At 59.2% G+C, this 19,146-nt stretch carries 23 protein-coding genes and 1 pseudogene; 16 read left to right on the top strand and 8 right to left on the bottom strand.

Annotation, left to right across the window (positions count from 1 at the left end; all coding sequences use genetic code 11):
- The first annotated feature begins 150 nt into the window (after positions 1 to 150).
- From ACERZ8_RS18545 to mnhG, 6 genes and pseudogenes are all read left to right on the top strand, one after another.
- Complete coding sequence (locus ACERZ8_RS18545; protein ID WP_407593644.1) at positions 151 to 3,012, top strand: monovalent cation/H+ antiporter subunit A; 2,862 nt, start codon at positions 151 to 153, stop codon at positions 3,010 to 3,012.
- 1 nt (position 3,013) lies between these two features.
- Positions 3,014 to 3,352 carry a Na+/H+ antiporter subunit C gene (locus ACERZ8_RS18540; RefSeq protein ID WP_407593643.1) on the top strand — a complete coding sequence of 113 codons (339 nt, stop codon included), beginning with the start codon at positions 3,014 to 3,016 and terminating at the stop codon, positions 3,350 to 3,352.
- A pseudogene (locus tag ACERZ8_RS18535) lies at positions 3,349 to 4,892 on the top strand (monovalent cation/H+ antiporter subunit D). The gene ACERZ8_RS18540 and the pseudogene ACERZ8_RS18535 overlap by 4 nt, the downstream one beginning before the upstream one ends.
- Position 4,893: 1 nt before the next feature.
- Positions 4,894 to 5,397, top strand: a complete 504-nt coding sequence (locus ACERZ8_RS18530) for a Na+/H+ antiporter subunit E (protein ID WP_407593642.1) — start codon at positions 4,894 to 4,896, stop codon at positions 5,395 to 5,397.
- Positions 5,394 to 5,681, top strand: a complete 288-nt coding sequence (locus ACERZ8_RS18525) for a K+/H+ antiporter subunit F (protein ID WP_407593641.1) — start codon at positions 5,394 to 5,396, stop codon at positions 5,679 to 5,681. Before ACERZ8_RS18530 ends, ACERZ8_RS18525 begins: the two co-directional genes overlap by 4 nt.
- Entirely contained in the window at positions 5,678 to 6,073 is a 396-nt protein-coding gene (gene mnhG, locus ACERZ8_RS18520) for a monovalent cation/H(+) antiporter subunit G (RefSeq protein WP_407593640.1), read from the top strand. The genes ACERZ8_RS18525 and mnhG overlap by 4 nt, the downstream gene beginning before the upstream one ends.
- 159 nt (positions 6,074 to 6,232) lie before the next feature.
- Here the strand turns inward: mnhG and uxuA are convergent, their stop codons facing one another.
- Genes uxuA through uxaC form a run of 3 tightly spaced genes read right to left on the bottom strand, consistent with a single transcriptional unit; the run spans position 6,233 to position 10,275 of the window.
- Positions 6,233 to 7,405, bottom strand: a complete 1,173-nt coding sequence (uxuA, locus tag ACERZ8_RS18515; RefSeq protein WP_407593639.1) for a mannonate dehydratase — start codon at positions 7,403 to 7,405, stop codon at positions 6,233 to 6,235.
- Positions 7,402 to 8,811: a mannitol dehydrogenase family protein gene (locus ACERZ8_RS18510; protein ID WP_407593638.1), complete on the bottom strand. Its 1,410-nt coding sequence runs from the start codon at positions 8,809 to 8,811 to the stop codon at positions 7,402 to 7,404. The genes uxuA and ACERZ8_RS18510 overlap by 4 nt, the downstream gene beginning before the upstream one ends.
- A gap of 57 nt (positions 8,812 to 8,868) precedes the next feature.
- On the bottom strand, positions 8,869 to 10,275 hold the full coding sequence (gene uxaC, locus ACERZ8_RS18505) for a glucuronate isomerase (protein ID WP_407593637.1): 1,407 nt from the start codon (positions 10,273 to 10,275) through the stop codon (positions 8,869 to 8,871).
- A gap of 152 nt (positions 10,276 to 10,427) precedes the next feature.
- On the opposite strand from uxaC, the gene ACERZ8_RS18500 reads away from it, so the two are divergent.
- Positions 10,428 to 10,592 (top strand): hypothetical protein, encoded by a 165-nt coding sequence (locus tag ACERZ8_RS18500; RefSeq protein ID WP_407593636.1) that lies wholly within the window; start codon positions 10,428 to 10,430, stop codon positions 10,590 to 10,592.
- 52 nt (positions 10,593 to 10,644) lie between these two features.
- Here ACERZ8_RS18500 and ACERZ8_RS18495 read toward each other — a convergent pair whose 3' ends face one another.
- Together ACERZ8_RS18495 and ACERZ8_RS18490 are read right to left on the bottom strand one after the other, a co-directional pair.
- Positions 10,645 to 10,995, bottom strand: coding sequence for a hypothetical protein (locus tag ACERZ8_RS18495; protein WP_407593635.1), 351 nt, complete (start codon positions 10,993 to 10,995; stop codon positions 10,645 to 10,647).
- 1 nt (position 10,996) lies between these two features.
- On the bottom strand, positions 10,997 to 11,329 hold the full coding sequence (locus tag ACERZ8_RS18490) for a DUF883 family protein (protein WP_407593634.1): 333 nt from the start codon (positions 11,327 to 11,329) through the stop codon (positions 10,997 to 10,999).
- Positions 11,330 to 11,507: 178 nt separating this feature from the next.
- On the opposite strand from ACERZ8_RS18490, the gene ACERZ8_RS18485 reads away from it, so the two are divergent.
- Positions 11,508 to 11,672 (top strand): DUF1328 domain-containing protein, encoded by a 165-nt coding sequence (locus ACERZ8_RS18485; RefSeq protein WP_407593633.1) that lies wholly within the window; start codon positions 11,508 to 11,510, stop codon positions 11,670 to 11,672.
- A 54-nt stretch (positions 11,673 to 11,726) separates the two neighbouring features.
- Here the strand turns inward: ACERZ8_RS18485 and ACERZ8_RS18480 are convergent, their stop codons facing one another.
- The gene (locus ACERZ8_RS18480; protein ID WP_407593632.1) at positions 11,727 to 12,320 is read right to left on the bottom strand and encodes an exopolysaccharide biosynthesis protein; all 594 of its coding nucleotides are present in this window, start codon (positions 12,318 to 12,320) and stop codon (positions 11,727 to 11,729) included.
- A gap of 270 nt (positions 12,321 to 12,590) precedes the next feature.
- On the opposite strand from ACERZ8_RS18480, the gene ACERZ8_RS18475 reads away from it, so the two are divergent.
- From ACERZ8_RS18475 to ACERZ8_RS18460, 4 genes are read left to right on the top strand one after another with little or no spacing between them, the layout of a single operon-like run.
- On the top strand, positions 12,591 to 13,439 hold the full coding sequence (locus ACERZ8_RS18475; protein ID WP_407593631.1) for a formate/nitrite transporter family protein: 849 nt from the start codon (positions 12,591 to 12,593) through the stop codon (positions 13,437 to 13,439).
- Position 13,440: 1 nt separating this feature from the next.
- On the top strand, positions 13,441 to 13,920 hold the full coding sequence (locus tag ACERZ8_RS18470; RefSeq protein WP_407593630.1) for an MgtC/SapB family protein: 480 nt from the start codon (positions 13,441 to 13,443) through the stop codon (positions 13,918 to 13,920).
- Between the two features lie 54 nt (positions 13,921 to 13,974).
- Complete coding sequence (locus ACERZ8_RS18465; protein WP_407593629.1) at positions 13,975 to 14,190, top strand: hypervirulence associated TUDOR domain-containing protein; 216 nt, start codon at positions 13,975 to 13,977, stop codon at positions 14,188 to 14,190.
- Positions 14,191 to 14,217: 27 nt separating this feature from the next.
- The gene (locus tag ACERZ8_RS18460) at positions 14,218 to 14,409 is read left to right on the top strand and encodes a PLD nuclease N-terminal domain-containing protein (protein ID WP_407593628.1); all 192 of its coding nucleotides are present in this window, start codon (positions 14,218 to 14,220) and stop codon (positions 14,407 to 14,409) included.
- 134 nt (positions 14,410 to 14,543) lie between these two features.
- On the opposite strand, the gene ACERZ8_RS18455 is transcribed toward ACERZ8_RS18460, so the two are convergent.
- A complete protein-coding gene (locus tag ACERZ8_RS18455; RefSeq protein ID WP_407593627.1) occupies positions 14,544 to 15,272 on the bottom strand; it encodes a Crp/Fnr family transcriptional regulator in 729 nt (242 codons plus the stop codon).
- A gap of 98 nt (positions 15,273 to 15,370) precedes the next feature.
- On the opposite strand from ACERZ8_RS18455, the gene ACERZ8_RS18450 reads away from it, so the two are divergent.
- A complete protein-coding gene (locus tag ACERZ8_RS18450; RefSeq protein WP_407593626.1) occupies positions 15,371 to 15,706 on the top strand; it encodes a response regulator in 336 nt (111 codons plus the stop codon).
- Positions 15,707 to 15,801: 95 nt separating this feature from the next.
- Here the strand turns inward: ACERZ8_RS18450 and ACERZ8_RS18445 are convergent, their stop codons facing one another.
- Positions 15,802 to 16,614, bottom strand: a complete 813-nt coding sequence (locus ACERZ8_RS18445; protein ID WP_407593625.1) for a response regulator — start codon at positions 16,612 to 16,614, stop codon at positions 15,802 to 15,804.
- Positions 16,615 to 16,628: 14 nt separating this feature from the next.
- On the opposite strand from ACERZ8_RS18445, the gene ACERZ8_RS18440 reads away from it, so the two are divergent.
- Genes ACERZ8_RS18440 through ACERZ8_RS18430 form a run of 3 tightly spaced genes read left to right on the top strand, consistent with a single transcriptional unit; the run spans position 16,629 to position 19,146 of the window.
- Positions 16,629 to 16,877, top strand: coding sequence for a NepR family anti-sigma factor (locus ACERZ8_RS18440; RefSeq protein WP_407593624.1), 249 nt, complete (start codon positions 16,629 to 16,631; stop codon positions 16,875 to 16,877).
- A complete protein-coding gene (locus ACERZ8_RS18435; protein WP_407593623.1) occupies positions 16,874 to 17,434 on the top strand; it encodes an RNA polymerase sigma factor in 561 nt (186 codons plus the stop codon). Before ACERZ8_RS18440 ends, ACERZ8_RS18435 begins: the two co-directional genes overlap by 4 nt.
- Positions 17,431 to 19,146 (top strand): sensor histidine kinase, encoded by a 1,716-nt coding sequence (locus tag ACERZ8_RS18430; RefSeq protein WP_407593622.1) that lies wholly within the window; start codon positions 17,431 to 17,433, stop codon positions 19,144 to 19,146. Before ACERZ8_RS18435 ends, ACERZ8_RS18430 begins: the two co-directional genes overlap by 4 nt.

Here is a 19,146-nt window from a genome sequence, read left to right as displayed (position 1 = left end):
AGGGACGGTATGTGACAAGACAACTGCGGCTGAGGATGATCCGCCGCGGCAAAGGCTTTTAACAGAAGTCGACAAAATCTGTCGATTATGTTTGATCTGCGCGAAATGTGGCCCATCTAAGGGCTGTTGCAACTTCGGGCAGGGGGTCTCGTGTCACTTTTCTTTATCGTCGCACTCCCCTTCCTTGGTGCATTGTTGCCCGGCCTTATGAACGCTGCGGGCCGCGCTGCTTGTGCCGGTGTCACCTTTACCGTCTCGCTGGCTGCCTTTATCGGATTGCTGACCAATCTGCCCTCCGTTCTGGCGGGCGAAGTGGTGATGGCCCGTGTCGACTGGATGCCGGTGTTGGGGCTGAATTTCACGCTGATGCTGGATGGCCTCGGGTTCTTCTTTGCGCTGCTGATCCTTGGCATCGGGCTTTTGATCATCGCCTATGCGCGCCACTACCTCAGCCGCAACGACAATATGGGTCAGTTTTTCACCTATCTGCTCTTGTTTCAGGGTGCGATGGTGGGGATCGTTCTGTCTGATAACATATTGCTTTTGCTGATTTTCTGGGAATTGACGTCGTTGTCATCCTTCCTGCTGATCGGCTATTGGAAACACCTGCCCGAAGGGCGTCAGGGCGCGCGCATGGCGTTGACCGTGACGGGTATGGGCGGTCTTGCGATGATCGGGGGCATGCTGATCCTCGGCCAGATCGTGGGCAGCTATGATCTGAGCGTCATTCTGCAAAACCGCGAGATGATACAGGCCGACCCGCTGTATGTGCCGGCGCTGATCCTGATCCTGCTGGGCTGTTTCACGAAATCCGCGCAGTTTCCTTTCCACTTCTGGCTGCCACACGCGATGGCGGCCCCGACGCCAGTGTCGGCGTACCTGCATTCCGCAACGATGGTGAAGGCGGGTATTTTCCTGATGGCGCGCATGTGGCCGGTGTTGTCGGGCACGACAGAATGGTTCGTGATCGTGACCACCGCAGGCCTGATCACCATGGTCATTGGCGCGGTGATCGCGCTGTTCAAACATGATCTCAAGGCGCTGCTGGCCTTTTCCACAGTCAGCCATCTGGGCCTCATCACCATGCTGCTGGGCACCGGCACCGCCTTTGGCGCGATGGCGGCGATGTTCCACATCCTGAACCACGCAACCTTCAAGGCAGCGCTGTTCATGTCGGCCGGGATCATCGATCACGAGGCCCACACGCGCGACATCCGGCGATTGGGCGGGTTGCGAACCTTGATGCCGGTCACCTTCATCATCGCAACCGTTGCCGCGCTGTCGATGGCGGGGATTCCGTTCCTCAACGGCTTCTTGTCCAAGGAAATGATGCTGGAAGAGGCCAACCACACCATCCTCTTCAATGTGCCATGGCTCGTGCCTGCGCTGGCCACGTTCGGGTCGCTGTTTTCTGCGGCCTATTGTTTCCGCCTGATTGGTCACACCTTCTTTGGGCCGGTGCGCGATGACTATCCGGCCAAGCCGCATGATCCGCCTGCGGGTCTGTGGTTGCCGCCTGCGTTCCTTGTGGTGCTGGTTGTGGTGATCGGTGTCGCGCCGTTCCTTGCCGAACCTTTTGTCAAACTGGTCACGGCCTCGGTCCTTGGCGGCGAGGCAGAGGTGCCCAAGGCTTATTTCAAGATCTGGCACGGGCTCGTGCCTGCGCTGTTCATGTCCATCGCAGCCGTTGTCGGCGGTCTGATCATGCTCGCGCTGTTCAACCCCGCACTGCGCGCCTGGGACGCAGCCCCGCGGCCCGAAGCAAAGGTCATCTTTGAGGCCATCGTCGAGGCCGCCGCGCGCCTGGCCCAACAGATCATCCTGCCGCTGCACAACGGCGCGTTTTCGCGCTATGCCGCCATCGGGTCCATCGCCATCATCGGCGCAGGCTTTCATGCGTGGAGCACGGGCACCATCGGCCCTGCCACGCGCGAGATGCAGCCCGTTGACCCTGTGGCCATCGCGGGCTGGGGCATGCTGGTCGCGGCGACCTGCGCCCTTGTGTTCCTGCACCGCAACCGGCTGTTGGCGCTGATCCTGATCGGCATCGCGGGCCTGATGGTGTCCATCGGGTTCGTGTTCTTCAGCGCGCCGGATCTGGCCATGACCCAGTTCACGGTCGAGGTGGTGACGATCATCCTGCTTCTGCTGGCCCTGAATTTCCTGCCCAATCAAACACCGGTCGAAAGCTCGGTCCTGCGCCGGGTGCGCGATGGGGCCGTGGCCGTGGCCGGGGGCCTCGCGACCTTTGGAATGGCCTATCATTTCCTGCTGCGCGATGCAGTCAGCACGCCCATTTCCGAATTCCACCTTGCCAATTCCTACAAAGGCGGTGGCGGCACCAACGTCGTCAACGTGATCCTCGTCGATTTCCGGGGCTTTGACACCTATGGCGAAATCATCGTGCTGGGGATTGCGGCGCTGTTGATCTATGCGCTGACACAAACACTGCTGAGCGGTCCGGTCCGGGCGCGTCTGCTCAACCGCAAGCCCGATCAGCCGCGCGCCGGGGACATGCACCCGATGATGATGGTGGTGCTGACCCGCGTGATCATGCCGGTTGTCATGATGGTCGGTTTCTACATCTTCCTGCGCGGGCACAATGAACCGGGTGGCGGGTTTATCGCGGGCCTTGTCGTGTCCATCGGCGTCGTGATGCAGTATATGGCCTCGGGCTTTTCCTGGGCGTCGGCGCGCCTCAAGTACCCTTATCACGGGGTGATCGGGGCAGGCGTTCTGGTGGCGGGTCTGACCGGCATCGGGTCGTGGTTCGTGGGCAAGCCCTTCCTGACTTCGGATTTCACCTATGTCCGCATCCCGCCTTTCCAGGAGTTCGAGCTGGCCACGGCGGCCCTGTTTGACGTGGGCGTCTTCCTTGCGGTTGTGGGGGCGGTGATGCTGTCCCTCGAAAGTTTCTCGCGCCTTGCCCGGCGTGCGCATGAACCGGAGACTGAACACCCGATGGATATCGACCCCTCGCGGGACCCCGACACTGCACAGGGGGCCGTGTGATATGGAACTTCTTGTCGCCTCTGCCATCGGGATCATGACGGCTGCCGGCCTCTACCTGGTGCTGCGCCTGCGCACCTTTCCGGTGATCCTCGGGATTTCGCTGCTGACCTATGCGGTTAACGTCTTTCTCTTTGCCTCGGGTCGCCTGACCACAGGCGCACCACCTGTGCTGCGCGATGACATGACCGTCTACGCAGATCCTTTGCCGCAGGCGCTGGTGCTGACGGCCATCGTGATCTCGTTCGGGATGACAGCCGTTGTGGTGATGATCGGCCTTGGAGCGTTTCTGGGATCGAACGACGATCACGTTGATGATCAGCCCGAAGAGGGTACATCATGACCCACTGGTTGATTGCCCCTGTTGTCTTGCCTGCGCTTCTGGCCCCGTTCATCGTGCTGGCCGCGCGCTATCACATCGGCATCCAGCGCGCCTTTTCCGTCGCCGGAGTCCTTGCGCTGATCGTCATCGCCGCAGGGCTCGCGTGGAATGCCTCCGATGGTTCGGTCGCGATCTACCAACTGGGGGATTGGGCCGCACCTTTGGCATCATCCTAGTCGGGGACAGCCTGTCCACGCTGATGGTCCTGCTTACCGCCATACTGGCCTTGTGCGTGCTGCTCTATGCCATCGGGTCCGAATGGGATGACCGTGGGCGGCATTTCCACGCGCTGTTCCAGTTCCAGTTGATGGGGATCATGGGGGCCTTTCTGACGGGCGATTTGTTCAATCTGTTCGTCTTTTTCGAGGTGCTGCTGATCGCCTCCTACGGGTTGATGATCCATGCGGGCGGCACAGCGCGCCTAAAGGCGGGTGTGCAATATGTCCTTTTCAACCTGATCGGATCGACCCTGTTTCTGTTCGCCCTTGGCGCGATCTATGCAGAGACGGGGACGCTGAACATGGCCGATCTGGCCGCGCGTGTTTCCCTCATTGATCCGGCAGAGACGGTGGGCATTCGCATTGCTGCAGTCCTCCTTTTGCTGGTCTTTGCGATCAAGGCGGCGGTTGTGCCGCTGCATTTCTGGCTGCCCTCCAGCTATGCCGAGGCACCCGCGCCGGTCGCGGCCCTGTTTGCGATCATGACCAAGGTGGGGGCTTATGCCATCATCCGGGTCTACACGATGGTGTTCCCGCCCGAGGTCGAGGTGACATCGGGCCTGCATGACATCTGGCTGTTGCCTGCCGCGCTTGTGTCACTTGCCATCGGCATGGTTGGCGTTCTGGCGGCCAAAAAGCTGGACAGGCTGGTCGCGTTCTCGATCATCGGGTCGATGGCCATGGTGATGGTGTCGATTTCGCTCTTTACACCCACCAGCATTGCTGCCGCCCTTTATTACATCGTGCATTCCACGCTGGCGGGTGCGGCGCTGTTTCTGATCTCTGATCTGGTGCGCACAGGACGTGGCAACGTCGAACTGACCGCACAGGCCCCGGCGGCGGGTGCGGCGCTGACGGCGGCCCTTTTCTTTACAGGGGCCATAGCGATGGCGGGTCTGCCGCCGCTGTCGGGCTTTCTTGGCAAGTTGCTGGTGCTTAATGCCGCCTTCGATACGGACATGATGGTGTGGGTCTGGGTGATCGTGCTCGGCTCTAGCCTGATCAGCATTCTTGGATTTGCCCGCGCAGGCAGCATCCTGTTCTGGAAGGCGCACAGCGTAGAAAAGTCCGAAGACGATCTGGTCATGCCGCAACCTGCAACCCTGTCCTATGTCGCTGTGGGCGGGTTGATCGGCCTGCTTGCGCTGCACACGGTGTTTGCCGGGCAGGTGCATGGATACACAACGCGGGTCGCGACGGGGCTGTTCGCACCAACCCCCTACATGGAGGCTGTGCTGAACACGCCGGGCAAACTCAGCAAACCGAATGAGGAGGCATACTGATATGGCACGTCGCGCCCTTTTCTGGCTGCTGCCACACCCGTTCCTGACCCTTCTGCTGACAGTTGTCTGGGTCCTGCTTCAAAACGAGTTTTCGGCGGGCATGGCGGTGTTCGGTCTGATCCTTGGCATCATCATCCCATGGGGCACCTCGATCTGGTGGCCTGACACGCCCAAAGGGTTCCGACTGGGCAAGATGTTCTCGTATGCCCTGATGGTCATGTGGGACATCATCGTTGCCAATATCGAAGTCGCCTGGATCGTGCTGACGGTCCCGAACGACAAGTTGAAACCGGCGTGGATTTCGATCCCGCTTGATCTTGTGCAACCCGAGGCGATCACGGTTCTGGCGGGCACCATCACACTGACGCCCGGCACCGTGTCAGCGGATTTGTCCAACGAGGGACGCTGCCTGCTGGTTCATGTGCTGCATACGGATGATCCCGACGGCGTGCGCGACGACATCAAGACACGCTACGAGGCGCGCCTGAAGGAGATTTTCGCATGAGCAGCGCAGGCGCATTTCTGGATATCGCGATGTTCATCGCCTTTGGCGCACTCGCCATTGGCCAGCTTTTGTCGATGGTGCGGCTGGTGATCGGGCCAAGCTTTGGCGACCGTATCCTTGCGCTCGACACGATGGTGATCAACGCCCTTGGTCTGGTTGTGGTGCTGGGCATCCATCAGGGGGTGCAGATCTATTTCGAGGTCACCTTGCTGATCGCGATGCTAGGCTTTGTGTCGACTGTCGCGCTGGCGCGGTTCTTGCTGCGGGGGGACATCATCGAATGACCGGACAGATCATCGCAACATATGGCGCGGCCCTGTCCCTGCTGATCGGCGCAGGGTTCATCACAGTGGGCGTCATTGGCCTTTTGAAGTTCAACGACCCCATGACCCGTCTGCACGCGCCGACCAAGGTGGGCACCATCGGCATCGGCATGCTGCTGCTGGCCTCTTTGCTGCATTCCTTCGCCATCGGAGAGTCGTCGATGCACGAGTTGCTGATCATGGCGTTCCTGTTCGTCACGGCCCCGGTGTCGGCCAATTTTATCGCCAAGGTGAACATCCACCGCCGCGCTTGCTTGCCTCCGCCTGAACCGTCCCATGACGAGACGTGGTCAACGCTGGATTCACCGGAAGGCGATCCCGAGATTGCGTCAGCCAAGGGCAGTGAAGCTTAGCTTTAGACAGCCAAGTGGGTGTGCGATCCGCGATCAAGCGCGGCTTTCTTGCCAGAGCCGCGACAGGAATCTGAGCACCGGACTATCCTGCGCCGATTGCATCGTGAAGGTGTTGTGCCTCCACCCAGTTATCGCGGCACAACGTCCACGCTGCCGCGCTCAACCGTGAGACAGTGCACTGATCACGCCACGCAATTCGGCTAGGCCGCGCAAGCGGCCGATCAGCGGATAACCTGGGATCATGTCCCGCCCGAGGTCTGACAGCATGTGATGACCGTGATCGGGCCGGAATGGGATTGTGTGATCCGCACGACCTTCGGCCCGTCGGCGGCTTTGTTCGTCCAGCAGCACCTTGACCAGCGCCACCATGTCGGTGTCGCCCTCCAGATGCGCGGCCTCTTCAAAGGATCCGTCCGGGTCTTTCGTGACATTGCGCAGATGGGCAAAATGGATACGGTCCGCGACTTGCGCGGCGATGGCGGGCACATCGTTGATCGGGTTGGCCCCAAGCGAGCCTGAGCAAAGGGTGATTCCGTTGGCCGGGCTGTCATGCGCCGCCAGAACCCATGCCAGATCATCCCCGTCCGACACGATCCGCGGCAGCCCCAGAATGTCGCGGGGCGGGTCGTCAGGATGCACGCACAGGCGCATGCCAAGGTCTTCGGCGGTGGGCACCACCTCGTCCAGAAAGCGTTTGTAGTTCTGGCGCAACGCGTCGCGGTCGATACCCTCATAGGCAGCGAGCGCCACCCGCAGCCCTGCCACGTCGTAGCGGTCAAAGGCACCGGGCATCCCCGCCATGATCGACGCCAACAACGCATCGCGGTCGGCCTCGCTTGCGCGCTGGAACCACGCGGCGGCTTTGGTCAGCACGTCCGGGGAGTAGTCGCCTTCGGCAGCGCGTCGCCCCAGCATGTGCACCTCGAAGGCGGCCATGCGCACGGCCTCGAACCTCAGACAGGTGGCACCGCCCGCGACGGGTGCTTCAAGGTCGGTGCGCGTCCAATCGAGCAGCGGCATGAAGTTGTAACAGATCGTGTGGACGCCATTGGCCGCCAGATTGGCCATCGACTGGCGGTAGTTGGCGAAGAGCTCCGACAGATCGCCGTCGCCCCGTTTGATATGTTCGTGGACCGGCAGACTTTCGACGACGAGCCAATCAAATCCCGCCTCGGTCACCTGCGCCTTGCGGGCGACGATGGTGTCGCTGGGCCAAACTTCGCCGTAAGGGATTTCGTGCAGGGCGGTGACAATGCCGCGTGCGCCGGTTTGCGCGACTTCGGACAGTGAGATGGGGTCGAGATCCCCGTACCAGCGCCAGCTTTCGATCATGTGATCACGTCCTTGATTGCGGCGCGCGCACCAGCGGCCCACAGGCGTTGCGCGGCGTCCGTCAGGGCAGGGCGCAGTCGCGCGGCCAGATCGGGCGGAAAGACGTCCTGCACGGCCAGAAATGCGGCCACCTTGTCCTCAACGCTGTCGTGTTGCGCGCTCAGGGCACGGAGCCGTTCCGCCAGCGGATCACGCACATCAATCGGCTGACCCGCCTCATCTGTGCCGCCGACATAGCGCATCCATGAAGCCACAGCGATACACAGGCCATCAACTGGCCGGTCGGCGTCCAGATTGGCGCGGATCGTGCCCAGCAGGCGTTGCGGCAATTTCTGACTGCCATCCATCGCGATCTGCCACGTGCGGTGCTGGATCGCCGGGTTGGCGTAGCGGGCAAACAGCGCGTCGGCATAATCTTGCAGATTGACGCCCTGAGGCGGGGTGACGGCGGGCATGATTTCGGCCCAAAGCGTGCGGACATAAGCGGCAAAGACGGGATCGGCCACCGTTGCGGCGATGGTGTCGTGCCCGGCGAGATATCCTGTGTAGGCCAGCGCGGAATGGGTGCCATTGAGCATGCGCAGCTTCATCTGTTCGTGGGCGGTGACATCCTGCACCATCTCGGCCCCTGCCGCGGCAAAATCCGGGCGGGCGCCGTCCACAAAGTCGTCCTCGATCGCCCATTGCGAGAACGGTTCGTGCAGCACCGGCGCGCCGCCCGGTCGGCCCGTGATCGCGGCGATACGCGCGATATCCGCATCTGTCGTGGCAGGCGTGATGCGGTCAACCATGCAAGACGGAAAGCGGGCGTTTGCGGCAATCCAGTCGGCCAGTTCGGGGTCAATCCGGCGCGCGAGATCAAGAACGACGCCCCGCACCAGTGCGCCATTGTCCGGCAGGTTGTCGCAACTCAGCACCGTAAACGGGGCGTGGCCCGCAGCGCGCCGCATTTGCAACGCCCGCACGAGGAAGCCGGGGGCAGACACCGGCAGATCGTTGGCCAGATCAGCCGCGATGTCGGCATGATCCGGGTTCAACTTGGCCGTTGTGGGATTGTGGCAGTACCCTTTCTCGGTCACCGTGAGCGACACGATCCTGATCGTGGGGTCCGCCATCGCGGCCAGCACCTTGGTCGGATCTTCAGGTGCAACAAGAACGTCGGTCAATACATTGATGTCACGTATCTTTTCGCCTTCGGGCGAGAGGGTGACCGAGGCATAGGACCATCCGTGCGGCTTTAGTGCATCGCGGGTTGCCGGGCTGCGCAGCGACACGCCGACGATGCCCCAATCACCACCCGACGCGGCCATGGTATCGGCGACATAGACGCATCCAAACGCGCGAAAGAATGCGCCGAGGCCAAGGTGGACGATGCCGGAAGCCGGACGAGGAGTGTCAGCGCTCATATTGAAGCCACATCAGAAACATGCCGTAAGGCTTTGTAAAACATACCATCTTACAACTCACAGCTTATACGCCTTCTTTGCCAGCCGGTATGTCAGGTCATGGGCGACCTCGACGGCTTCTTCCATGTCCAGCCGTCCAGTTCGCACCAGACCTGCGAGAAAGGCGCAATCCACGCGCCGTGCCACGTCATGACGCGCAGGTATCGAGCAGAACGCGCGGGTGTCATCGTTGAAACCGACCGTGTTGTAGAATCCAGCGGTTTCTGTCGCCATCTCGCGAAACCGCATCATCCCCTCATAGCTGTCGTGGAACCACCAGGGCGGGCCCAGCCTGAGCGCGGGATAGACCCCGGCCAGTGGGGCAAGTTCGCGCGCGTAAGCGGTTTCATCCAGCGTGAAGATAATCACGGTCAAATCCGGGCGCCCGCCAAGCGCATTCAGCAAGGGTCGCAGCGCATCGACGTAATTGGTGCGGGTCGGGATGTCATAGCCCTTGTCGCGTCCGAAACGGGAAAAGACATCCGTCGAATGGTTGCGCGCGGACCCGGGGTGGATTTGCAGCACCAGCCCATCCTCAAGGCTCATCCGCGCCATTTCGGTCAGCATGTGGCCGCGAAAACAATCGGCCTCCTCTGCTGTGCACTTGCCTTGCAGCGCTTTGTCAAACAGCGCGGCAGCCGTAGCTTGCGGCAGATCCTCGGTGCGGGCCGTGGCGTGCCCATGATCGCTGGCTGTCGCGCCGTGCTCTTTGAAAAAGGCGCGCCGGTTGCGATGTGCGGCAAGGTAGCCCGCCCAGGTGGTCGCATCTTCGCCCGTCAATGCGCCAAGCCGTTCGACATTCTGCGCGAACCCGTCAAATTCAGGGTCCACGACGGCGTCCGGGCGATAGGTGGTTGTGACCCGCCCGGTCCAGCCGCTGTCTTGGATCATCTTGTGCCAGCGCAGATCATCTATGGCGCTTTCGGTGGTTGAAATAGCCTCGATATAGAACCGCTCGAACAGGGCTCGGGGGCGGAAGTCGTCTTGACTCAGACAGGCGTTGATCTGGTCATAAATGGCATCGGCATTGTGTTCGGCCAGCCGTTCGCTCACGCCGAACACTTCCTGAAAGGCATGGTCGATCCACAGCCGCGACGGGGTGGCGCGAAAGAGGTGGTAATTCTTGGCAAACAGCCGCCAGATTTTGCGTGGATCCGTCTCGACTTCGCCGCCATCCGCACGCGGCACGCCCAGATCCTCCAGCGCGATGCCTTGCGAGTGCAACATGCGGAACACGTAGTGATCAGGCGTGACAAACAACTGGGCCGGATCGGCAAAGGGTTCGTTTTCCGCAAACCATCGCGGGTCCGTGTGACCGTGCGGGCTGATGATGGGCAGGTGCTTGATCTGCGCATACAGATCGTGGGCAACCGCACGGGTGTCAGGGTCTGGCGGAAACAGCCGATCTTCGTCCAACAGTGCCATATCTGTCCCCCGCTTGGCCGTTACGACGGATGTCGTGTCACCGCCCGTTTACAGGCGCGAAAGTGACAGGGAGTCGCAGCCCGCACAAGATGGGGAACCAATTCAACGGCTGGTAGGTTGGGTAGGCAAGACAGCAATGAATGGAGTCAGACATGAATATTGAAATGCTTCTAACAGGTTTGGCCGGACTGACGTTTGTTGCGGTGCTTGTTTTTGCTGTGACGTCCAGACGGGCGGCAGAGCAGAGAATGGAAAATGATAAGGCACCCAAATCGAGCTTGGCCAAAGATGGCGACAGTCATCGACGTGCAGACTGAAAAGTCACATGAATTCACGAAAAAACGCCCCGCAGAGATGCGGGGCGTTTTTTTAGGCTTTGCGTGCAGATGACGCCTGCGTTCCGGCCTGCAATCCATAAAGAAATGCTTGAACGACCGGCGGGGCGTTATTGGGTTGAGAGTGCGATGCAGCGTGCATCGGCTTTGCGGATTTCGACTGGCTGGACCCGCTCATCAAAACGCCGAGCAGGATAAGTCCCAAACCGAAGTATCCTCCGCCAATCATAAGTGCGGCTTGCTGCGCTCCAAATGTTGCGACGAGGAAAATCCACAGAGCGCTTGTGAAAAAGGCGATGCCGACGGCAATCAGCAGGACAGAAACTGTGCCCAGGGCGGCGCGACGGCCGGCACGGGCACAGGCTTGTTCGATGCGATCCAGCATTCTATTTTCGGGCGCTGATCATGCCGACCAGAAAACCGACACCGGCGGCAATGCCAAGCGCAGTTGCGGGCTGGCGTGTGATGAAATCGTTGGCTTGCGCGCCCAGTTCTTCGGCGTGCATCCGGGCGTCTGCCATGTGCGCCGCACCTGCGTCACGCATGTCATCCAGTTTCTGCTGGACGTCTTCCTTGGCGCTCTCGGTTTTCGCTTTCCCCATGTCGCCGATCAATGACGTCAGGTCCGCCAGATCGGATTTCAATGTGTCGATCTGGGCTGCCAGGTCGCTTGCGTCGGGTGCGGATTTGGAGCCGTTCAGTGTGTTCGTACGTGCCATGGTAATCCTCATGAAGTGTTGTTGATGTTCGTCGCCCTAACGCGCCCGAGACGGAAAGGTTCCGTTAAACTTTTCTGGAACCATTCCGGCGGTGGGCACGTTAGGTAATCAGACCGGGCGTTCATGCTCGACATCACATCACGGGCGTTGCCGCTCGATCAGAACAAAGGAGAAAAACATGCTTTCCTGGGCACTTACATTCTTTATCGTCGCTATTATTGCCGGTGTTGTCGGCTTTGGTGGCATCGCATCCGCATCTGCCGGCATCGCGCAAATCCTGTTTTTCGTATTTCTCGTCCTCTTTGCGATTTCGCTGATCGCGCGGGTCGCACGCGGACGATAAATCAGTTTGCAGAATGACGAAAAAAACCGCCGCTCAGGATTGAGCGGCGGTTTTTTATTGGCCAAGCACGGCAGCCAGTGCAGCGATCGGAACCAGCGCAACAACCGGGATGACACAGACGCCGATGGCGGCAATCAGACCGTCGCGCGCCAGCAATCCCGTCGCGATAAAACTGATGGCCACACCGATCAGGCTGGAGGTCATGGGAACAAGCTCCAACAGCGGCAGGATCAACCCAAGGATGGCACAGATCGCATACAGTCCCCGTGACATCGGCGGTGTCACCAGTGCAGGCCACCGTGCGGTGGAGCGCGCATCCAGCCAGTCCAGAAAGCTGCGTATCCGTTTAATCGCCTGTTCGGCCCGGGGGGACGCCATGTTCAGGCACATCAGCCTTGAAGGAAGCCACATGGACTGCCGTCCGAACGCAGCCTGAACCGCAATCAAAAAGATGGCGATCCCGCAGGCGGACGAGAAAAGCGGCACACCGCTGAGGGGTGACACCAGCAAAAGCGCGATGGCAAGCACAGTGGATGCAAAGGCCGCCGTTCCGAAATTCCCGATGGCGTCTCCAAGGCACAAATCTTCATTTCTGGTGACATCTTCCAGCGTGTCGGCAATTTGCGCGATGGGTTGTTTCGACGACATGTCAGATGCCCGTCGTGCATGTCTGTCCGACCGCGTGGGCGATTGGCTGGACAACAGATGCAGCTTGAACATGTGTGTTATGGGACGGCATTCGCGAAACTCCGTGCTGATCTTTGAAACGCGCAATGCCCGGATTGGTTTCATTTGAGGGTTGGAAATTGGTTGCCGCAAGCGGTCACATGTTCGTGCCGACATCCAAGTACTTCAGGCGCGGAACTCTTTCCTGTCTGGCGCGTTAGGTGTCTTCTGACACGTATAAGGCCGACGTAAATGGACAAGTCCCAGCGCTCTGAAACCCAACAGGCAGAAATGGAAGCAAAGGCCGACGAAGAGTCGATTGATCGCGCGTCCGGCCTTGCGCCCAAGCTGATCTACGAAGTGATCCGCCGCGAAGGCGAGGAAGAGCTGGAGCGCACCACGCGGGGCCTTATCTGGTCGGGGATTGCGGCAGGCATGATGATCAGCTTTTCCGTCGTCGGAGAGGCCGTGCTGCGCACCTACCTGCCGGATGCGCCATCCAGCTATTTGATTGAAAACCTTGGCTACTCCCTTGGTTTTCTCGTTGTTATCCTTGGACGGATGCAGTTGTTTACAGAAAATACAATCACGACTGTGCTACCCGTGATGCATGATTTCTGCGCCACGATGGTGCTGCGGATGCTGCGCTTGTGGAGCATTGTTCTTGCGGCCAATGTGGTTGGCGCGTTTGCGGTGGCCTTGCTTTATGTCTACACGCCTGCGCTGCCTGCCGACATTACCCCGGCGATGATCGAACTGTCTGAACATGCTACGGGGTTTGCCCCGCATGTTGCGTTCTTCCGCGCCATTCCGGCCGGTATTCTGGTGGCGGCCATCGTGTGGATGATGCCGCAGGCCGAAAGTGCCTCGTTCCTTTTGATCGCCACCTTTACATGGCTGATCGCGGCGGGGGATTTCACCCATATCGTGGCCGGGTCCGTCGAAATGGCCTATCTGATGGTGCAGGGCAAGCTGGGCTTTATTGATGCGATGACCCGCTTCTTCTTGCCTGTCTTCCTTGGCAACGTCATAGGGGGAACCGTGATTTTCACGCTGACGGCCTATGGTCAGGTCAAGGACGAAGTCGAACAGGACAGCTGATATGATTGTTCTGACCGATTTCATCTTGCGCGCTGTCGTGGCCGCGCTGCTTGGCCTGCTGATCGGGTTAGAGCGTGAGGTGAAGGCCAAACCGCTGGGCGTGCGGGCCTATATGCTCGTATCCCTCGGGTCGGCTGGCATGATGATGGTCACCATGAATTTTTCCCTCGGCACGATCGCGAGCGATCCAAATGTCTCGATTGATCCATCGCGGCTAATCCAGGGGCTGGTTGGCGGCATCGGATTTCTTGGGGCAGGGGCCATCATCTCGAACAGCAGTGACGGGCGGCTGCGCGGCGTTGCCAGCGGTGCCGCGATCTGGGGCGTGGGCGGCATCGGTATCGCCTGCGGCCTTGGTTACATCGCCGAAGCGGTGATCCTGTCTGTTCTCACCTTCGTCATCCTGACGGCGAGCGATCTGTTGCAAAAGAAGGGCACGTTGCCTGACGGAGCGGATGAGCGGGAAAACGATTCAGAATGACGGAACCTTTCGCGCGCTGCGGTGTTGTCCATCAAACAAACGGAGGGTGTTTGGATGTCACTTCCAGACGAAGGCGACAAGGTGACGTGGAACTGGGGCAACGGTTCTGCCACCGGTGAAGTGGTCAAACGCTACGAACAAAAGATCACACTCAAAATCAAGGGGACCGAAGTGACCCGCGACGCGAGCGAAGACTGCCCGGCCTACAAGATCGAACAAGCCGACGGCGACACGGTCTTGAAATCAGCAAGTGAAATTGAACGCGCCTGAAGGTGCGCAATACGAAAGGAACGTAATATGTATGAAGTAGCAGGAATTGGTGGTCTTATCCTCTTGGGTCTCACGCTGTGGGCCGTCATTTCGATCATCGGATCGAATGCGGGAACGGGCGCAAAGGTGCTGTGGTGCCTGTTCGTCATCGTTCTGCCCGTTATCGGGTTTATCGTGTGGCTGATTGCCGGCCCGCGTGGGGCTGCGCGCACGGCCTGACCAACAGGGCTGAGTGAAAAATCAAAACCGTGATCTGCCTTTGCGCTGTAAGACAAGCGTTTGGCAGGTCACGGTTTTTTAGTGTTGAGCCATAGTGAAAGGGCCGGTGCGCACGTCTGCGACGCTGATGGGCCTTATAGAAACGGGCGCTTTGGCAAAGGCTTGTATTCAGCGAGTGCCACAGCCGCCAATTGCTCAGGGTCGCTCACGTGCAATACGCCGTCCATCCACGAGACGAGTTGACGTTCGCGCAATTTTGCCAGCGTCTTGTTGGTGTGAACAAGTGAAAGACCCAACGCATCCGCCAGATCCTGCTGGCGAAAGGGCAGGGACATGCGCTGTTCGCGCACGAGGGAAAGCGCCTCTCCGCGCTGGTAGAGCTTCAACAGGGCCCACGCGATGCCTTCGGTCGCGGTGCGTCGCCCGACAGTCGCAAGGGTGTCACCCAAAAAATGTTCCTCGACCGCAGCAAGCCACGTGATGTCAAACCCGCGCGACGGGTTGTTTTTGAAAAAGTTAAAGAACTCCGCCCGATCAAAGACGCACAGTGTCATCGCGGTGGTCGCTTCGACCGAATGCTGCATTTCGCCCATCACACCAGCCTGCAGCCCGATAAAATCGCCCGGAAGGATAAAGTTGATCACCTGGCGTTCGCCATTGGGCAATGTCGTGTAACGCAGGCCCATGCCACGCAATGCGGTAAAAAGTTGCGGAGTATTGGACCCTTCGGACAAAACCGGAGTCCCGGGATCAACCATCAACTCGCCTGATTTGAACTTTTGCGTGACGCGACGTTCAGCAAGCGGCACCTCTGTAAACAGAGCGCTTTTGTGCAGTGGACAGTTTTCACAATGCGTGGCCATAACGGCAAATAATCCCCCTTTGCTATGTCATAGTTTAATGCATGAAACTGCCATCGGTTCCATAAGCAGATGCTCATCCTGCTTCTGGAAGGTGCCGTGTGACTATTTTTCTGATCGAAAAAGACCCGTTCGTGCGCATGGACATAAGCGAAGCGTTGACCAGCGCATATCCGGATGCAAATCTGATTACCTTCGATGGGCTGGACGCGATGGCCGAGGCACGCGAGACGCCGGATGTCATCCTTTTGGACGCCTCGCCTGAAGAAGTTGTCGATGATGCCTTTATTCACCGATGGTCGACGCAGGATTTGCAGATCGTCTTTACGGCTGGAAATGATCAGAGCTCACAACAACACAATGCCTTCTGGCGCACATTGGAACGTCCGTTTACCGACGACATGCTGTTGAAGGCCGTGAACCTGCGCCCAAAGTAACCTGACCGTCGGCCGGAGTATCACCACGGCGGAAAGGCAAGGGGCGGTTGCGTGCCACAACCGCCCCTTTTCCACGTCTCCCCCACGGATCGGTGTTATGCTTTGAGCGTTTCGGTCGATGAAAAGAACATCGCCTGACTGACGGCAGAGCGCACTTGCGCCTCGCTGTAGGGTTTCGAGATCAGGAATGCCGGTTCCGGGCGTTCACCCGTCAGCAGACGCTCCGGGAAGGCAGTGATGAAGATCACGGGCCGGTCGCCATGTGCTGACAAGATATCGCGCACCGCATCGATGCCGGACGAGTTGTCGGCGAGATGGATGTCGGCCAACACAAGGTCTGGCACGTCCTTTTTCGCAAGATCGACGGCGCCATCTCGCGTGCGCGCGACGCCTGTCACGCGATGACCCATTTCCGAGACGACATTTTCAAGGTCCATGGCGATGATCGCCTCGTCTTCGATGATCAGCACTTTGCCAGAAACAGCGTCTTCCAGTTCGGAGCGCGCAACGCCCAGCAGGTGATCTACCTCGCTTTGGTCAAGGTCCATAATCTCCGCGATTGCACCCACATTGAATTCTTCGATTGTGTTCAGCAGCAGCGCCTCGCGGGTGTTAGCGGTCAACTTGGACAGATGCTGTTGCGCCTTGCCGCGCAATCCGGTTTCCTGCCCGTCAACGGGCATGCCGGAACTGGTCCAAAGCGTATGAAACACCTTGAACAACCCCGCCTTGATCGATGTCGCATTGTCGACAACGCTGCGATCTTCCAGAACTGCCTCAAGCGTGGCCGCTGCGTAGGTGTCGCCGGACGATTGGCTTCCGGTCAGTGCCCGCGCGTAACGACGCAAGAACGGAAGGGCCGTGCTGATGGCCGTCGTGAAATCCTGCGATGATGTCATATCCCACATCCTTTGAAGTTTTTATGGAACCGAACGCGCTGAAGCGACGTTTGTTCCGGGTGAGCAGAAGATTATTTTACAGTGTGCAAGAAGGGTTACAGGAAAATATGGCGCAGGACGAGAAAAGGCCAAGGGCAAAAGACACAATCGATGCCAATTTGAAGCGTGTCTATCAGGAGGCGTTGGAAGAGGACGTGCCCGACCGGTTCAAGGATTTACTGGAACAGCTCAAGGCGCAGGATGCACAAGGCAAGACTGGCTCCGGCGAATGAGTAATGCAGATCCCCGGGACGAGTTGGTAGAGCATCTGCCAGCCCTGCGCGCGTTCGCGATGTCGTTGACCCGCAATTCGGCAACTGCCGATGACATGGTGCAGGACACGCTGGTCAAGGCGTGGACCAACATTGAGAAATTCAGTGCAGGGACGAACATGCGCGCATGGCTGTTCACAATCCTGCGCAACACCTATTATTCCAACCGACGCAAGGCCAAGCGGGAGGTCGCCGATGTGGACGGCGTCTTTACCGAAAGCCTGTCGCAGAAACCCGATCACGATGGCCGTTTGCACATGGCCGATTTCCGCGTCGCCTTCTCCAAATTGCCAGACGAACAGCGCGAGGCACTGATCCTAGTCGGCGCGTCGGGCTTTTCCTATGAAGATGCTGCGAACACCTGTGGTGTTGCCATCGGCACGATCAAAAGCCGGGTCAACCGGGGACGTGCCAAGCTGGCTGAACTCATGCATCTGAATGAGGACGAAGCCATGGAACTGACCGACGATGCGACCATGGCCGTTGTATCGGACCGCGTGAACGGAGCCATGAGATGACGCAAAGCGGTGTATGGCACTCAAGACTGCCAGCCCGCGTTCTACTGTTCCTGACACTGGCGCTTGCGCCTCTGGGTATCATCGGATTCAAACAGAACGCCACACTGTTCAATACTGCGGAAAGCCGCGCCGAGCTGTCCTTGCTCGCGCTCACCGACGCTGCGGCATCGGGCGAGCGTAAGATCATTGAGCGCACCTTTGGCGCCGCAGAAGCGATCAGCACCGTGATCGACCTGTTTATCGACAATCCGCTTGCATGCCGCGCATTTCTCGCGCGCTACCTCAATGCCTCCGACCAGTTCGCCTTTGTCGGCTTTCTGCCGCCCAGCGGCGTGGTGGATTGCTCAACCGCGGCCCGGCCCCTCGATTTTTCGGAGTATCCCAGCTTTGAAGATGCCATCGCAAACCCACGCCCGCTGGTCGAAGTAAACCGCGCGGCACCCGGGTCGGGTCGCAGCGTGGTGATCGTCAATCACCCGCTGTTTGATGACGACACCCTCAAAGGGTTTGTGTCGATCTCGGTTCCCGTCAACAAAGTCGAGCGGGCAGAAGACATAAGCAGTCTGGAGGCCCCACTGGCGCTGGCGACCTTCAACGACCGGGGCCAGCTTTTGACGTCTGATGTCAGCACGGATGAGATGCTGGAAAAAGTCCCGGCGGGTGTTGATCTGCGCGATCTGGCGAAGACCGAGGCGCACACCTTCATTGCCACCAGTGTAACTGGGAATAAACACGTCTATGCGGTTGTTCCGGCGGTGCCGGGCGTCGTTTATGCACTCGCGGTCTGGCCTGAAGACGGCCCGGTGACATCTGCGCTGCAAACGCCACGGTTCAGCGTGGCACTGCCGTTGATGATGTGGTTGGCCAGCCTGTTTGTCGCGTGGTTTGTCATTGATCGCCTCGTCATGCGGCGCATCAGCGGGTTGTCCAGTGCCATGCAAAGCTTTGCCCAGAACAGACGCTTGCCCGCGTTCAAAACGGGCCGTGCGATGTCTGCCGAACTCAACGTATTGGAAGATACGTTTCAAAGCATGGCCAGCGATTTGTTGCACGACGAGGCTGAACAGGAAGGCCGCCTGCGCGAGAAATCCATCCTTTTGAAAGAGGTGCATCACCGGGTCAAAAACAACCTGCAGATCATCTCTTCGATCATGAACATGCAGATCCGCAAGGCCACCGCCCCTGAAACCAAGCACGCCCTGTCGCGGGTGCAGGACAGGATCATGGGCCTGTCGGGCATTCACCGCATTTTGTATCAGACTTCAAACCTGTCCCAGATCGATGCGGCGCACCTGATTGGCCAGATTGTCGAGCAAAGCAAGGCCATCGGCGCGGATGCAAAGGTGAAAGTGGAAACGGATCTGGCGCCGATGAATATCTATCCCGATCAAGCGGTGCCCCTGTCCATGCTGGTGGCCGAGGCGCTGACCAACGCGATGAAGTATATCGGCGCTCCCGAGGGTGAACAGGCCACTTTGAGCGTCACCCTAAGCCATGCCGAAGACGATCACGCAAACCTCATCATCGAAAACAGCCGCAGCGCAGTGGGGCCCGCGCACGATATGACCTCGACCGGGCTGGGCCAGCAGTTGATCCGTGCCTTTGTTACGCAGCTTAACGGCAAACTGGTGTTGATTGACGAGCCGACACGCTATGGTCTGAACGTGGTATTCAAAATCGAGGACTTCAGTGAAGACCCAGTGGACTACTAG

Source organism: Tateyamaria armeniaca (assembly GCF_045797845.1).
GTDB lineage: Bacteria > Pseudomonadota > Alphaproteobacteria > Rhodobacterales > Rhodobacteraceae > Tateyamaria > Tateyamaria armeniaca.
Note: the sequence above shows the minus strand (reverse complement) of the source record. Positions and strands in the feature narration are given on the sequence as shown.

Coding starts and splice junctions, on each gene's coding strand:
- ACERZ8_RS18455 (WP_407593627.1), bottom strand. CDS start 15,272: ATGGCCACGCATTGTGAAAACTGTCCACTGCACAAAAGCGCTCTGTTT.
- ACERZ8_RS18510 (WP_407593638.1), bottom strand. CDS start 8,811: ATGAGCGCTGACACTCCTCGTCCGGCTTCCGGCATCGTCCACCTTGGC.
- ACERZ8_RS18490 (WP_407593634.1), bottom strand. CDS start 11,329: ATGGCACGTACGAACACACTGAACGGCTCCAAATCCGCACCCGACGCA.
- ACERZ8_RS18530 (WP_407593642.1), top strand. CDS start 4,894: ATGGCACGTCGCGCCCTTTTCTGGCTGCTGCCACACCCGTTCCTGACC.
- ACERZ8_RS18430 (WP_407593622.1), top strand. CDS start 17,431: ATGACGCAAAGCGGTGTATGGCACTCAAGACTGCCAGCCCGCGTTCTA.
- ACERZ8_RS18460 (WP_407593628.1), top strand. CDS start 14,218: ATGTATGAAGTAGCAGGAATTGGTGGTCTTATCCTCTTGGGTCTCACG.
- ACERZ8_RS18480 (WP_407593632.1), bottom strand. CDS start 12,320: ATGTCGTCGAAACAACCCATCGCGCAAATTGCCGACACGCTGGAAGAT.
- ACERZ8_RS18495 (WP_407593635.1), bottom strand. CDS start 10,995: ATGCTGGATCGCATCGAACAAGCCTGTGCCCGTGCCGGCCGTCGCGCC.
- ACERZ8_RS18470 (WP_407593630.1), top strand. CDS start 13,441: ATGATTGTTCTGACCGATTTCATCTTGCGCGCTGTCGTGGCCGCGCTG.
- ACERZ8_RS18525 (WP_407593641.1), top strand. CDS start 5,394: ATGAGCAGCGCAGGCGCATTTCTGGATATCGCGATGTTCATCGCCTTT.
- ACERZ8_RS18445 (WP_407593625.1), bottom strand. CDS start 16,614: ATGTGGGATATGACATCATCGCAGGATTTCACGACGGCCATCAGCACG.
- ACERZ8_RS18440 (WP_407593624.1), top strand. CDS start 16,629: ATGGAACCGAACGCGCTGAAGCGACGTTTGTTCCGGGTGAGCAGAAGA.
- ACERZ8_RS18500 (WP_407593636.1), top strand. CDS start 10,428: ATGAATATTGAAATGCTTCTAACAGGTTTGGCCGGACTGACGTTTGTT.
- mnhG (WP_407593640.1), top strand. CDS start 5,678: ATGACCGGACAGATCATCGCAACATATGGCGCGGCCCTGTCCCTGCTG.
- ACERZ8_RS18465 (WP_407593629.1), top strand. CDS start 13,975: ATGTCACTTCCAGACGAAGGCGACAAGGTGACGTGGAACTGGGGCAAC.
- ACERZ8_RS18475 (WP_407593631.1), top strand. CDS start 12,591: ATGGACAAGTCCCAGCGCTCTGAAACCCAACAGGCAGAAATGGAAGCA.
- uxuA (WP_407593639.1), bottom strand. CDS start 7,405: ATGATCGAAAGCTGGCGCTGGTACGGGGATCTCGACCCCATCTCACTG.
- ACERZ8_RS18435 (WP_407593623.1), top strand. CDS start 16,874: ATGAGTAATGCAGATCCCCGGGACGAGTTGGTAGAGCATCTGCCAGCC.
- ACERZ8_RS18485 (WP_407593633.1), top strand. CDS start 11,508: ATGCTTTCCTGGGCACTTACATTCTTTATCGTCGCTATTATTGCCGGT.
- uxaC (WP_407593637.1), bottom strand. CDS start 10,275: ATGGCACTGTTGGACGAAGATCGGCTGTTTCCGCCAGACCCTGACACC.
- ACERZ8_RS18540 (WP_407593643.1), top strand. CDS start 3,014: ATGGAACTTCTTGTCGCCTCTGCCATCGGGATCATGACGGCTGCCGGC.